This window comes from Streptomyces sp. bgisy159, from assembly GCF_057707805.1.
Genome location: NZ_JBYIQX010000002.1, coordinates 101,214 through 114,974, shown reverse-complemented (window position 1 = coordinate 114,974; position 13,761 = coordinate 101,214). Strand labels below are relative to the sequence as shown.

The following is a 13,761-nucleotide window of genomic DNA, read 5'->3' as shown; positions in this document are numbered from 1 at the left end:
CCCCGGACGCGGACCGGTTCTTTACGCTGACCTTGTCAAGACCATCAGAGGGGCGATGTGAATCAGATGCAGGGCCAGCTCCTCGCGGGTCGCTACCGGCTGGCCGACGCCATCGGCAGCGGCGGCATGGGGCGGGTGTGGCGTGCTCATGATGAGCTCCTGCATCGAGGCGTCGCCATCAAGGAGCTGACCGCCGCCCTCTACGTCTCCGAGAGCGACCAGGCGATCCTGCTGGCACGAACCCGGGCGGAGGCCCGAGCGGCCGCGCGGATCAACCACTCCGCCGTGGTCACCGTGCACGACGTGCTGGAGCACGACGGCCGCCCCTGGATCGTGATGGAACTGGTCGAGGGCCGCTCGCTCGCCGACGCCGTCAAGGAGGACGGGCGGATCGAGCCCACCGAGGCGGCCCGGATCGGCCTGTGGGTGCTGCGCGCCCTGCGCGCCGCGCACTCCGCCGGTGTCCTGCACCGCGACATCAAGCCCGGCAACGTGCTCCTCGCCCACGACGGCCGCGTCCTGCTCACCGACTTCGGCATCGCCCAGATCGACGGCGACACGACCATCACCCGCACCGGCGAGGTCGTCGGCTCCGTCGACTACCTCGCCCCCGAGCGCATCCGGGGCAACGACCCCGGCCCGTCCAGCGACCTGTGGGCGCTGGGCGCCACGCTGTACACGGCGGTGGAGGGCCGCTCGCCGTTCCGCCGCACCTCCCCGCTGTCGACGATGCAGGCCGTCGTCGAGGAGGAGGCCGGCCCGCCCGAGCACGCCGGTCCGCTCACCCCGGTCATCGCCGCACTGCTGCGCAAGGACCCGGCCGGCCGGCCCACCACCGCCGAGGCCGAGCAGATGCTGGCCGACGTGTCCGAGGGGCGCCACGCGGGCGGCACGGGCCGGTCGGCCGTGCCCCCGCAGTACGCGGGCCCGGACCGCACGACGAGCGGCGGCACGTTCTCGTACGCCGGCGGGGACGGCACGACACCCGGCGGGGTGGCGCCGCCCACCGGCCGGAACGGCGCGTACACCGGGCTGGACCGGGCCGGCGACGGCCCGACACACGTCCACAACGGTCACGACGGTGACAACGCCCAGGGCCGCGGATACGACGGCCAGGACCGTACGACCGGCGGCGGACCGGCGGGCACCTACGGCGGCGGGCACACCCCGCCCGGCTCGTACGGCGGCGGAGCCACCGCGCCCAACGCGGGAGCCGCGGGCGGGCCGTACGCCCCGGCGCCGCACCCGGCGAGCGGTGCCATCGTCGTCGGCCCCACCCCCGTGGGGGAGCCCGTACGCCCCCGGCGACGCCGGCTGCGCACCCTCGCCCTGGTCGTCGCCGTCGCCGCGCTGGTCGGCGGTGGTACGGCGGTGGTGCTCCAGCAACTGGAGCAGAACCGGACGGGGGACGACCCGGTGGCCACGTCGCCGGACACCTCGCCGTCCACGCCCGCCACCGGTACCGTCACCGCCGACGGCGTCCCCAGGACCTGGGTCGAGAAGACGGACCCCCTGGGGTTCCGGATCTCCGTGCCGCAGGGCTGGGAGCGCAAGCCCTTCCAGGACGACGGCGACCTCAAGCAGGTCGACTACACCCCCGACGGCGGCGAGCACTTCATCCGCATCGCCATCGACACCTCCCCCGACTTCGACGACCCCCACGCCCACCAGCGCGACCTCGACCAGCAGTTGCGGCGGCTCGTCGACTACCGGCCACTCAAGCTGGAGCGGAACGTGTACCGGGACCGCGAGGGCTCGGAGTGGGAGTACACCTGGACCGCGCAGCTCAAGGACACGGACTTCCCCGGGCCGCGCCACGCGATCGAGGAGACGTACATCGCCCGCGACGGCACCGAGTACGTCCTGTACATCTCGTCCCCCGCGGAGGACTGGGACGCCACCGAGGAGCAGTTCAGGAGCCTGCTGCGCAGTTGGCGCGAACCGGGCACGACGTCCTGAACGGTGCCCCGGAGTTGGCCGGTGGCCGTCCCGGAGGTGGGTGCTCCGGTGGGGCATGATGGGCGCATGGGGACCGAGGGGGACGGCGACTGCCGTGTGATCGCGGGCCGCTACCGGCTCCAGACGCGGATCGGACGCGGCGGCATGGGGGTCGTCTGGCGGGCCACCGACGAACTGCTGGGACGCCGGGTCGCGGTCAAGGAACTGGCCCAGGACGCCGGCGACTCCGACACCGAGGCCCGGGACCGCCGCGACCGCAGCCTGCGCGAGGCGCGCGCGGTGGCCCAGCTGCACCACCCGCACATCATCGTCGTGCACGACGTGGTGGTCGACGGCGAACGCTCCTTCATCGTCATGGAGTTGATCGACGGGGTCTCGCTGGCCGACCGGATCGCCGAGGACGGCCCGGTCGACCCGGACGAGGCCGCCCGGATCGGTCTGGCCCTGCTGGGCGCGCTGCGCGCCGCCCACTCCGCCGGCGTCCTGCACCGCGACATCAAACCGGCGAACGTCCTCATCGAGTCCGGCACCGGCCGCGTCGTCCTCACCGACTTCGGCATCGCGCAGGTCGCGGGCGCCACCACGCTCACCGAGACCGGGTCCTTCGTCGGCTCACCCGAGTACACCGCGCCCGAGCGGATGTCCGGCGCGCGCACCGGCCCCGAGTCCGACCTGTGGTCGCTGGGCGCGCTGCTGTGCACCGCGCTGAGCGGCGAATCGCCGTTCCGGCGCGACTCGCTGGGCGGCATCCTGCACGCCGTGGTGTTCGGCGAGATCCGCACTCCACCACAGGCCGAGCCGCTGGCGCCGGTCGTGCGGGGGCTGCTGGAGCGCGACCCCGACCGGCGGCTGGACGCGGCGGAGGCCGAACGGATGCTGCGCGCCTTCCGGGACACCGGCCGGACGCCGGTGATGCCGGTCGACCACCCGCCCACTCAGCGTGACGCGCCCGGGCGCCCGCCCGCCCCGGAGCCGGACGACACCGCCGTACCACCGCTCCCGAGGCGCGAGCAGCGCTCCACCCGGGGCGTGCTGGTGGCGGCGGCGCTGGTCGCGGCGATGGCGGGCGCGGGCGTGTCGGCGGTCGCGCTGCTGCTCAACCACGACGACGACGGAGGCGGTGGCCGGCCCACGAGCAGTGCGCCGCACACACCGGGGGAGGGAACGGGCTCCTCGCCGGCTCCGACGGTGACCGTCACCCGCGTACCGTCGGTGTCGCCGTCGGCGTCCTCCGCCGCTTCCGGCGGTCGGCCCACGGCTCCCTCCGGATACCGGCTCGCCGACGAACCCGCCGGGTTCGCGCTGGCCGTACCCGAGGGGTTCCTGCGCAGCCCGCAGGGCGAACGCGTCTTCTACCTCTCGCCGGGCGGAACCTTCCGCCTGGGCGTCAAGGTCACCGAGCCCGACCCCGGCGGCCCGTTGACGGTGATGCGCCGCCAGCACGCCGACGGGCCGGTCAGCAACCCCGGCTACCGCGACGGGCGGGTCACCGAGACCGAGCGCCGCGGACGCCCCGCCGCCTTCTGGGAGTTCACCTGGGACGGCTTCAGCGCTGCGGAGGGCCCCCGGCACACCTACGACCTGTGCTGGGAGGAGGGCGGCCGGCTGTACGACGTGTGGGTGTCGGCGCCGGTGGGCAAGGCGCGCGAGGCGCGGGAGTACTTCGACGTGGCGGTCGACACCCTGGTACCGGCATAACCGTCACATAAGGAGCGGTGCGGGTCACATGTCTGTGACCGGTGCCGGTCGGCTGTGGCCGTGGCCGCGGGCGGCGCGATAAGGATGGAGCCATGAACGACTTCGGGGGAGCCCGTCAGGAGGCTTCCGGGGGAGCCCTTCCACAGCCTGACGACACGACGAGTTTTGTTCTGCAACCGCCGAACGCGGCCGCCGTCCCCGCCCGGTCGTCGGTCGCCCAGCCTCCGGCCGCGCAGGCCCCGGCCGCGCCGGGGCAGCCGCAGCCCACCGGGGTCGGCCGGCTCATCGCGGGCCGTTACCGGCTGCTGGCCAAGCTGGGGCACGGCGGCATGGGCACGGTGTGGCGCGCGCACGACGAGACGGTGGACCGTGAGGTCGCCGTCAAGGAACCTCGTGTGCCGGAGCATCTTCCCGAGCGCGAACAGGCCAACGCCTTCGAACGCATGCGCAGGGAGGCCCGCGCGGCAGCCCGCCTGGACCACCCGGCCGTGGTCGACGTGCACGATGTGGCCGTGGTCGACGGCCGGCCCTGGATCATCATGGAGCTGGTGCACGGCCGTTCCCTCGGCGCGGTCCTCCAGGAGGGCACCCTCAGCACCCGCGAGGCGGCCCGCATCGGCCTGCAGGTGCTCGGCGCGCTGGAGGCCGCGCACGCCGCCGGCGTCCTGCACCGGGACGTCAAGCCGGACAACATCCTGCTCGGCCGGTACGACCGGGTCGTCCTCACCGACTTCGGCATCGCCCGGATCGAGGGCGACACGAGCCTCACCGACACCGGCGGATTCGTCGGTTCGCCCGAGTACATCGCCCCGGAACGGGTGCTGGGCCGGCGGCCCGGCCCGGCGTCCGACCTGTGGTCGCTCGGCGTGGTGCTGTACGCGGCGACCGAGGGCGTCTCGCCGTTCCGCCGCAGCAACACCCCGGCGACCCTGCAGTCCGTCCTGAACGCGGCCCCCGCCCCGCCCGCCGCCACCGGCCCGCTCGCGGAGGTCTTGGGCGGGCTGCTGCACAAGGATCCCGCGCACCGCCCGGACGCCGCCCGCGTCCGCGCACTGCTGGAGGAGGCGGCCGACCCTCCCGCGCCGGAGCCGGTGCGCACCGTGAGGGGGGCCGAGGTCACCACCCGACGGCGGCTGCCTCGCCGGGCGCTGTGGCTGGGCGTGGGCGCGGCCGTCGTCGCGGCGGCCACCACGGCGTACCTGCTGCTCGGCGGCGACTCCGCCGACGGCGAGCTGCCCGCGGGCTGGGCGACGCACCACGAGAAGGACGTCACCGCGACGCTCGCCGTCCCCGAGGGCTATGTGCGGACCGGCCCCGACCGGAAGACGGACGACGACCACTGGGTCGCCTACACCGACCCCAGCGGCGTCCTCTCCGTCGTCCTGACCGTCGACCGCCGGGCGGAGGACACGAGCGGCGACATCGAGGCGTCCGCGAGCGCCGAGATGTACGCCGACAACGGTGCGTTCCAGAAGCGGGGCGACTACGAACTCGACATGCCGAAGGGGCCGCGGACGACCACCGACGACGACGTGACCTTCCACGGCCGCGCCGCCGCCCGGAACACCGTCAGGTACGACACGGACGACAGCTCGGACCCGCGCCCCCGGGAGGTGCGGATCCTCTACTACCGGAGCAGCGCGGGCGACATGTACAGGCTGACCGTCCTCTACCCGGGCAAGGGCGACGTCACCGAGCGGGGCCGCGAGGTCGCCCGTACGGCGATGGAGCACCTGGAGCTGGACCGTCTCTGACCGGCGCGCACGGGGCGACCAGGGCTTGGGAGGGCCGTCGTCCCGGCCCCGCGTCGACAAGCAAGGGCCCTGCACGGTAGTCATGGGGCATGAGGAACGACCGGGGCGCCGGAGGCGGCAGGGGCCGGACCGTGGGCGGGCGCTACCGGCTGCTGGACCGCATCGGCTCCGGCGGCATGGGCACGGTCTGGCGGGCCCACGACGAACTGGTGGACCGCGAGGTCGCCGTCAAGGAACCCCGGCTGCCCGGCGACCCCGGGGACGAGTCCCACCGCCGGGCCGCCCACCGCCTCTACCGGGAGGCCCGGGCGGCCGCCCGCGTCGACCACCCCTGTGCCGTCGCCGTGCACGACGTCGTCGTGGAGGAGGACGACGGCGAGGACGGCCTGCCCTGGATCGTCATGGAGCTGGTCCGCGGCGAGTCCCTGCACGAGGTGCTCAAACGCGGCCCGCTGGAGCCCGCCGAGGCCGCCCGCGTCGGCCTCGCGGTCCTGGGCGCGCTGCGCGCCGCCCATGCGGTCGGCATCGTCCACCGCGACGTGAAGCCCGCCAACGTGCTGATGGGCAGGCACGGCCGGGTCGTCCTGACCGACTTCGGCATCGCCCACGTACAGGGCGAGGAATCCCTCACCGCCAGCGGCGAGTTCATCGGCTCACTGGAGTTCATCGCCCCCGAGCGGATGTCCGGCCGCCGCGCCGGTCCCCCCTCCGACCTGTGGTCCCTCGGGGTCCTGCTGTACGCCGCCGTGGAGGGCTGGTCGCCGTTCCGCCGTACGACGCTGGAGTCGACCCTCGCCGCGATCCTCGCCGCCGAGGTGCCCGAGCCGAAGCAGGCCGGCCCACTGGCCCCGCTCATCGGCCGGCTACTGGTGAAGGAACCCGCGCTGCGCCCCGACGCGGCGGCGACCGAGGCCGCGCTGGCGGCGGCGGCCGGCGAGGAGCCGTCGCCCGGGGGGTACTCGGCGTGGCCGGCGGCGGGCCCGGGACAGGGCACGCAGGAGGCCGCCGAGGCCCAGGACACCTCAGCACTGCGGGAGTTCGGGGACGACGTACGGACGGCCCGGCTCGGGGCGACCGGGGACGCCGGGGCGGCCGGGACCGCCGGGACCGCTGGGGACGGCGGGGACAGCGGGGAGAACGGCGGGGTCGGCGGGGACGGCGGGGACGGCGACGCGGCCGACACTGACGACCTGGCTCGCGATGCCGGGGTTCCCGGTGCCGGTGCCGGTGCCGGGGCTTCCGGCGCCGAAGTTCCCGGCACTGAGGTTTCCGGCGCCGCGGATTCCGGCGCCGGGGCTTCCGAAACCCCGGCTCCCGTGCCGATATCCACCCCGGCCTCGCCGTCCCCGCTCGCTCCGCGTCGCCCCCTGCACCGCCGCCCCGTCCCCCTCGCACTCCTCGGCGGTCTGCTGGCCGGTGCCCTCTGGTTCAGCACCTCCGTCCTCGTCGGCCCCGACAGCGACGCGGCCGCCGGAAGCAGTCCCGGCGCCGCCACCGGCCCGAGCCGGAGCCCGAGCCCGAGCCCGAGCGTCGGCTCCGGCCCCGGCGGTAGCCCGGTCCCCCTCCCGGAGGGCTGGCTGGCCCACCCCGAACCGACCATGAGCGCGACGCTCGTGCTCCCCGCCGCCTACGAGGAGTACGCCCGGCAGGGCAACGCGAAGGTCCAGCCCCGGGTGGTGGAGTACTCGGCCGGCTTCGTCCAGGTCCACCTCACCCAGTGGGACACGGCGCCGGGCACACCCAAGGGCCAGGCCATGAAGCACGCCCGCACCTGGAAGTTCCTGGGCGACGGCGACGCCACCACCTCCTACACCCCCACCACCTTCCACGGCTGGGAAGCGATGCAGTGCGACACCACCTACGGCGAGGGCGACCTGCGGCGCCGGCTCGTCGAACTGCTCGTCGTCACCGACGACGAGCGCTTCTACGAACTGCGCGTCGAGATGCCCAAGGACGAGGCCGCCGAACGGCAGGGCCTGTCCGTCTTCAAGGCCGCGCGGGACCGGCTGCTGATCTCGGACCACCCCGACAACTGAAAACCCGCCGCTCCTTCCGTCGCCCGTCGTGCAACGCCCTGATCAGCGCGTTCGTTGCCAGTGGTCGCTGGCGGGATGTGAGTACTCGGTGAATGCAGATTACCGACGGGTACACAAAGGCTGTCCCGCCGCATACCCTGCGCCTCATGAGCGAAGCGCAGGCTCCTGAGAAGGCCGCTGACGGCACCAATCCCGTCGCCCCCGCACCGGCCGGTGTCCGTACCGCCGCCGACGTGGTCACCCCGGCGCTGGTGGCCCGGCTCACCAAGGGCGTGGCCGGTTCGGGCCGGACCGCCAACCACACGCCGTTCACCGGCGAGAAGCTCACCGACCTGCCGGAGTCCACACCGGAGGACGTCGCCGCCGCCTTCGACCGGGCCCGCGCCGCACAGGCGGTCTGGGAGCAGATCCCGGTCCGCGAGCGTGCGGCGGTGCTCCTGCGCTTCCACGACCTCGTGCTCCAGCGCCAGGCCGAAGTGCTGGACCTCATCCAGTTGGAGACCGGCAAGGCCCGGCTGCACGCCCACGAGGAGGTCCAGGCGGTCGCCGTCGCGGCCCGCCACTACGGCCGCAAGGCCCCCGGGTACCTGCGGCCCAAGCGGCACGCGGGCGCCATACCGACGCTGACGAAGGTGACCGAACTGCGCCACCCGCGCGGGGTCGTCGGCCAGATCGCCCCCTGGAACTACCCGCTGGAGCTGTCGGTCGGCGACGCGCTCCCCGCGTTCGTCGCGGGCAACGCGGTGGTGATGAAGCCGGACACCGAGACCTGCCTGACCGCCCTGTGGGCCCGTGACCTGCTCATCGAGGCGGGGCTGCCGGCCGAGGTCTTCCAGGTCGTCCTCGGCGAGGGGCCGGTGGTCGGCCCCGAGGTCGTCCGCCACGCCGACTACGTCTCCTTCACCGGCTCCACCCGCACCGGCCGCGAGGTCGCCCAGGGCGCCGCCGCCCGCCTGGTCGGCGTCTCCCTCGAACTGGGCGGCAAGAACGCCATGCTGGTCCTGGAGGACGCCGACATCGAGAAGGCCGCCGCCGGCGCCGTGCGCGCCTGCTTCTCCTCGGCCGGCCAGCTGTGCATCTCCATTGAGCGGCTCTACGTCCACGAGGCCGTCGCCGACGCCTTCGTCGAGCGGTTCGCCGCCCGCACCCGGGCCATGCGGCTGGGCGCCTCCCTGGCGTACGGCGCCGACATGGGTTCGCTGGTCGGGGAGCGCCAGCTGGAAACCGTGACGCGGCACGTGGCGGAGGCCGTGGCACAAGGCGCCCGTATCGTCGCGGGCGGGGTCGCCCGGCCGGACATCGGCCCCTACTTCCACGAGCCCACCATCCTCGACGGCGTCGACACCACCATGTCCGTCTGTACGGAGGAGACCTTCGGGCCGGTCGTGTCCGTCTACCGCTTCTCGACGGACGACGAGGCCGTCGGGCGCGCCAACGCCACGCCGTACGGCCTGAACTCCTCGGTGTGGACCAAGGACGCCAAGCGCGGCCGGGCCGTCGCGGCCCGTCTGCGCACCGGCACGGTCAACATCAACGAGGGCTACGCCCCCGCCTACGGCAGCGTCCAGTCGCCCATGGGCGGCATGAAGGACTCCGGTCTCGGCCGCCGCCACGGCTCGGAGGGCATCCTCAAGTACACGGAGGCCCAGACGGTCGCCCATCAGCGCCTGCTGCCGATGGCCCCGGCCCTGGGCATGACGGACGAGAAGTACGCGGCCTTCATGAGCCGCAGCCTGAGGGTGATGAAGGCACTCCGGCTCGGATAGCCGGCCGGGGCGGGGCGGCCCGGGCGGGGCCCGCGGCGCATCCGGCCCCAGGCCGCACCGCACGCCCACAGCGCATGCCCACAGCGCACGCCCACCGCATGTACGCACGCCCGCACTGCACACTCGAAGAGGAGAAGCACGTGCCAGAGGACGCCCACGACTACGACTACGACGTGATCGTCGTCGGCTCCGGCTTCGGCGGGTCCGTATCCGCCCTGCGCCTGACGGAGAAGGGCTACAAGGTGGGCGTCCTGGAAGCGGGCCGCCGCTTCACCCGCGCCACCCTCCCGAAGAACTCCTGGGACCTGAAGAACTACCTGTGGGCCCCCAGGCTCGGCCTCTACGGCATCCAGCGCATCCACCTGCTGGGCAACGTGATGGTCCTCGCGGGCGCGGGGGTCGGCGGCGGATCGCTGAACTACGCCAACACCCTGTACGTACCGCCGAAGCCGTTCTTCGAGGACCCGCAGTGGCGGGACATCACCGACTGGCAGGAGGAGCTGAAGCCGTACTACGACCAGGCGCGGCGCATGCTCGGCGTACGGCTGAACCCGACGACGACTCCCTCGGACGTCCATCTCAAGGCGGCCGCCGAGAAGATGGGCTGCGGCGACACCTTCCACCTGGCCCCGGTGGGCGTGTTCTTCGGCGACGGCCAGGACGCCGACGGAACGGCCCGGGCGACGCCCGGCGCGACCGTACCCGACCCCTACTTCGGCGGGGCCGGCCCCAGCCGCACCGCCTGCACCGAGTGCGGGGAGTGCATGACGGGCTGCCGCCACGGCGCGAAGAACACCCTCAACGAGAACTACCTCCACCTCGCCGAGCAGGCCGGCGCGACCGTCCACCCCATGACCACGGTCGTGTCGGTGACCGACGACTCACGCGGCGGCTACGCGGTCACGACCCTCCCGACGGACCGCCGCAAGGGCAAGGGCAAGGGCAGGGACGGGGACGGGGGCAGGGGGAGAGGCACGGGCACAGGCACGGACACGGGCACGGGCGGGGGCCGGGTGTTCACCGCCCGCCGGGTCGTCCTGGCGGCCGGTACCTACGGCACCCAGACCCTGCTGCACCGCATGAAAGCAAACCGCCAACTGCCTCACCTCTCCGACCGCTTGGGCGAGCTGACCCGCACCAACTCGGAGGCGCTGGTGGGCGCCCAGACGGACGACCGCCGCTACCGCAAGGTGACCGGCGCGGCCCGCGTCGACTTCACCCGCGGCGTCGCCATCACGTCGTCCGTGCACCCCGACGAGGACACCCACATCGAGCCGGTCCGCTACGGCAAGGGCTCCAACGCGATGGGCGGCCTGTCGATCCTGCAGGTCCCCTACACGGACGGCTCGTCGCGGGTCGCCGCCTGGCTGGCCAACGCCGCCCGCCACCCCCTGCTGGTGCTGCGCTCGCTGTCCAACCGCCGCTGGTCGGAGCGGAGCATCATCGGCCTGGTGATGCAGTCGCTGGACAACTCGCTGACGACGTACCTGAAGCCGGACGGCCTCGGCCGGGGCCTGCTCACCGCCCGCCAGGGCCACGGCGCGCCCAACCCCAAGCAGATCAAGGCGGCCTCGGAGGCGGCCTCGGCGATCGCCGCCGACATCAACGGTTTCGCGGGCTCCAACGTGGGCGAGCTGATGGGCACCCCGCTGACCGCCCACTTCCTGGGCGGCTGCCCGATCGGCTCCTCCCCGCGGACCGGTGTCGTCGACCCGTACCACCGCCTGTACGGCCACCCCGGCATCTCGGTCGTCGACGGCGCCGCCGTCTCGGCGAACCTCGGGGTCAACCCCTCGCTGACGATCACCGCCCAGGCCGAGCGGGCGATGTCGTACTGGCCCAACAAGGGCGAGGAGGACCCGCGTCCGCCGCAGGGCGCGGCCTACGTCCGCCTCCAGCCGGTCGAGCCCAAGTCCCCCGCGGTCCCGCCCGAGGCGTTCGGCGCGCTGCGGCTGCCGTTCCTGGGAATGCCGCCGGTGCCCCCGAAGGCGTAGTGGTCCGGCGGCCGTCGAGCGCGTACAGCAGAAGGGACCTGCGCCCCCCTCCGAGCGCAGGTCCCTTCCGACGTCGGTCGGCCGCCTGCCTCAGGCGGTCGTACCGGCCTTGCGGCGACGCACCGCGAACATCACGCCGGCACCGGCCAGCACGGCGACGCCGCCGACCGTGCCGATCAGCGGGAGCGCGGAGCTCGAACCGGTCTCGGCGAGGCTGCCGGTGACGGGCAGCCGGGAGACGCCGCCCTGCGGCTTGGTCTCGGGCTTGGTCTGCGGGACGGGCTTCGTCGTCGAGCCGTCGCCCGGCTCGGCCTCGCCCGGGTCCTCGTTGGAGGTGCCGGGGGCGAGGACGGTGAAGTAGGCGTCCGACCCGTAGTTCGTGGCCACGCACTCCTGGTCGTCGACCGTGTCCAGGTAGGCGCCGGCGTCGAAGAAGTAGCCGTCGCCGACCGGGGCGTCCTTGTGGATGCTGAGGCGCAGGTCGGCCTTGATGTAGTCCTGGGGCTTCATCACGTCGAGGCCCCAGAAGTAGCCGCCCGCCCACGACCGGTCGTTGCCGTTCTCGTCCTGGAAGGACTCCCGGATCTCTTCCCACTTCTTCGTTTCCGGGTTGAGGAACTGCAGCTCGACGTACGGCGACAGGTAGTCGGTGTACTCGTCGCTCCTGAAGTTCTCGACCTCGGCGTAGACGGCGACGTCCTTGAGGTCCGCCTTCGAGGTGTTGGTGACCTTCAGCGAGAAGTCGTGCCAGCCGCTGCCGGCGACGATCTTGCCGGGCAGACCGGTGATCTCGGAGTCGAGGGCAGCCCCCTCGTAGTCCTCGTCGATGTCCTCGCAGAAGGGCGGCTCGGAGTCCTCGCCGTCGTCCTCGCCCTCCGAGGTGCCCGGGTTCTGGTTCTCGTCCTTCTCGGCACCGGAGTTCTCCTGCTCGCCGCTGCCGGACGCCTCGCCGTTCTTCGATCCGGATCCGCCGGACCCGGATTCGCCGGACCCGGAACCGCCGGACCCGGAACCGCCGGCCTTGGAGTCACCGGTCTCGGGGTCACCGGTCTCGGGGGCGGTGCCGGAGACGGTGTTCTGCCCGTTCTCGGTGTCCTCCGTCTCGGAGGACCGGGCGGGGTCACTGGTCGACCGAGTGGTGTCGTCCTCGGTCTGCGACGTCTTCGCGGAACCGTCCTGCGACGCGGAGGCACCCGAGGACGGCGTGTCGTCCGCGTACGCGCTGGGTGCCGACAGCAGGGCGAGCGGCGCTATGACGGCAGTCGCGGCCACGGTGACCATGGCGCGGCGAAGCTTCATGAAAGACCTCGAAGGATCCGTGACGAATGGGAGCACGTGCGGGGCTCGTGTTACGCCAGCTTTGATCCGTGAGGCGGATGAATGGTTGCACCGCTCCTCACCCGATTCTCATGTGACCTGAGTCACTTCGCGGGGGGTGCGACGCAGGGCGAGGACAGGCTCTGCGGAACGGAGAGGAAGGGCCCCGCGGGACGGAATCGCGGGGCCCTTCTTTCTCGTCAGCACCGGCGTCAGGGCAGCGCCGGTGCCTCGGGGGAGCGGCGCCGGGGGGTTGCGCCGCTGACATGGACTGAGGCGGTGTGTCACTGTCCGCCGGTCGGCCCCGGGCGTCCCCGAGGCCGACCGTTCTCTTGGGTGACCGGGCTGCTGTCCCCTGCCGTCCGGTCACTTCCCTGGAGCGAGGTCCCACGGCGCACGGCACGATCCGTACGCCTCATCGCTCCAGCGAGCCACGCGTGGTTCTTCCGGGCCCGCGCCTGGCTGGCACGGACACCGGTACCAACGAAGGCGTATGAGGCCGGTCACGGGCCGTACGGGTGAGAGCGGGCCCGAACTCAGATCCGACTGCCTCAGGCCCGGTGGCTCGGCCTCGGTGGCTCAGACCTGGTGGCTCAGACCTGGTGTGCCTGAGCCGGTGGGCTCAGGCACGGTGGGCTCCAGATCTGGCGGGCTCAGACCCGGCCGCGGCACAGTTCGAGGAGCGTCATGGCGAGCGTGGTGCCGGGTCGGCCCAGCGCCTCCCGGTAGTGGGTGAGGATCTCCGTCTCCCGGGCCAGGTTCACCCGACGGCCGCCGGACGTGATCCGCGCCTCCTGGATCACCGCGGACACGGCCATCCGTTCCTGGATCAGCCCGATGATCCGGTCGTCGAGCGCGTCGATGCGCTCCCGCGCGCCGCTGATCACGCCCGCGGCCTCGGCCGTGCGGGCTCCGGTCCGGTCGGTGGAGGACGTGGTGCGCCGGCTGGAGGGCGTGGCGCGCTCGGTGGAGGACGTGGTCCGCTCGGTGGAGGGGGAGGTCGTCACTGGGGGCTCCTGTGTGGTGTCGGAGGAAGGTGCCCCGGAACGGCAGGACCCGGAGAAACGACAGGCGCCCCGGGCCTTGTCGGCCCGGGGCGCCTGGGAAGTCGCTCGGCGTTCGTCGCTCAAGCAGCTCGACCATGGCAGCCGGCGGGCCGGGTGCCATAGGTAAAGAGGAAGGTCGAGTGCGCGAGCATGCGGCCAGTATGCCACGGCGGACCCCGACGCCACCCCCG

Annotated in this window: 8 protein-coding genes; 6 read left to right on the top strand and 2 right to left on the bottom strand. The window is 73.3% G+C overall.

What is annotated here, in order from left to right; translation table 11 throughout:
- Positions 1–66 precede the first annotated feature (66 nt).
- The 6 genes from AC3ET3_RS02500 to AC3ET3_RS02475 all read left to right on the top strand — a co-directional run bounded on the left by AC3ET3_RS02500 (position 67) and on the right by AC3ET3_RS02475 (position 11,207).
- Positions 67–1,959 carry a serine/threonine-protein kinase gene (locus AC3ET3_RS02500; protein WP_432155496.1) on the top strand — a complete coding sequence of 631 codons (1,893 nt, stop codon included), beginning with the start codon at positions 67–69 and terminating at the stop codon, positions 1,957–1,959.
- A 66-nt stretch (positions 1,960–2,025) separates the two neighbouring features.
- On the top strand, positions 2,026–3,657 hold the full coding sequence (locus AC3ET3_RS02495) for a serine/threonine-protein kinase (RefSeq protein WP_435611538.1): 1,632 nt from the start codon (positions 2,026–2,028) through the stop codon (positions 3,655–3,657).
- Positions 3,658–3,749: 92 nt separating this feature from the next.
- The gene (locus AC3ET3_RS02490) at positions 3,750–5,411 is read left to right on the top strand and encodes a serine/threonine-protein kinase (protein ID WP_435611537.1); all 1,662 of its coding nucleotides are present in this window, start codon (positions 3,750–3,752) and stop codon (positions 5,409–5,411) included.
- An 89-nt stretch (positions 5,412–5,500) separates the two neighbouring features.
- The gene (locus AC3ET3_RS02485; RefSeq protein ID WP_435611536.1) at positions 5,501–7,447 is read left to right on the top strand and encodes a serine/threonine-protein kinase; all 1,947 of its coding nucleotides are present in this window, start codon (positions 5,501–5,503) and stop codon (positions 7,445–7,447) included.
- Positions 7,448–7,593: 146 nt separating this feature from the next.
- Positions 7,594–9,213 carry a succinic semialdehyde dehydrogenase gene (locus AC3ET3_RS02480; protein ID WP_432155404.1) on the top strand — a complete coding sequence of 540 codons (1,620 nt, stop codon included), beginning with the start codon at positions 7,594–7,596 and terminating at the stop codon, positions 9,211–9,213.
- A gap of 98 nt (positions 9,214–9,311) precedes the next feature.
- Positions 9,312–11,207 (top strand): GMC oxidoreductase, encoded by a 1,896-nt coding sequence (locus AC3ET3_RS02475; protein WP_435611623.1) that lies wholly within the window; start codon positions 9,312–9,314, stop codon positions 11,205–11,207.
- Positions 11,208–11,297: 90 nt separating this feature from the next.
- Here AC3ET3_RS02475 and AC3ET3_RS02470 read toward each other — a convergent pair whose 3' ends face one another.
- The gene (locus AC3ET3_RS02470) at positions 11,298–12,506 is read right to left on the bottom strand and encodes an LAETG motif-containing sortase-dependent surface protein (RefSeq protein ID WP_435611535.1); all 1,209 of its coding nucleotides are present in this window, start codon (positions 12,504–12,506) and stop codon (positions 11,298–11,300) included.
- A gap of 671 nt (positions 12,507–13,177) precedes the next feature.
- Positions 13,178–13,531 (bottom strand): chorismate mutase, encoded by a 354-nt coding sequence (locus AC3ET3_RS02465; protein WP_435611534.1) that lies wholly within the window; start codon positions 13,529–13,531, stop codon positions 13,178–13,180.
- Positions 13,532–13,761 lie beyond the last annotated feature (230 nt).

Coding starts and splice junctions, on each gene's coding strand:
- AC3ET3_RS02495 (WP_435611538.1), top strand. CDS start 2,026: ATGGGGACCGAGGGGGACGGCGACTGCCGTGTGATCGCGGGCCGCTAC.
- AC3ET3_RS02475 (WP_435611623.1), top strand. CDS start 9,312: ATGTACGCACGCCCGCACTGCACACTCGAAGAGGAGAAGCACGTGCCA.
- AC3ET3_RS02485 (WP_435611536.1), top strand. CDS start 5,501: ATGAGGAACGACCGGGGCGCCGGAGGCGGCAGGGGCCGGACCGTGGGC.
- AC3ET3_RS02500 (WP_432155496.1), top strand. CDS start 67: ATGCAGGGCCAGCTCCTCGCGGGTCGCTACCGGCTGGCCGACGCCATC.
- AC3ET3_RS02490 (WP_435611537.1), top strand. CDS start 3,750: ATGAACGACTTCGGGGGAGCCCGTCAGGAGGCTTCCGGGGGAGCCCTT.
- AC3ET3_RS02470 (WP_435611535.1), bottom strand. CDS start 12,506: ATGAAGCTTCGCCGCGCCATGGTCACCGTGGCCGCGACTGCCGTCATA.
- AC3ET3_RS02480 (WP_432155404.1), top strand. CDS start 7,594: ATGAGCGAAGCGCAGGCTCCTGAGAAGGCCGCTGACGGCACCAATCCC.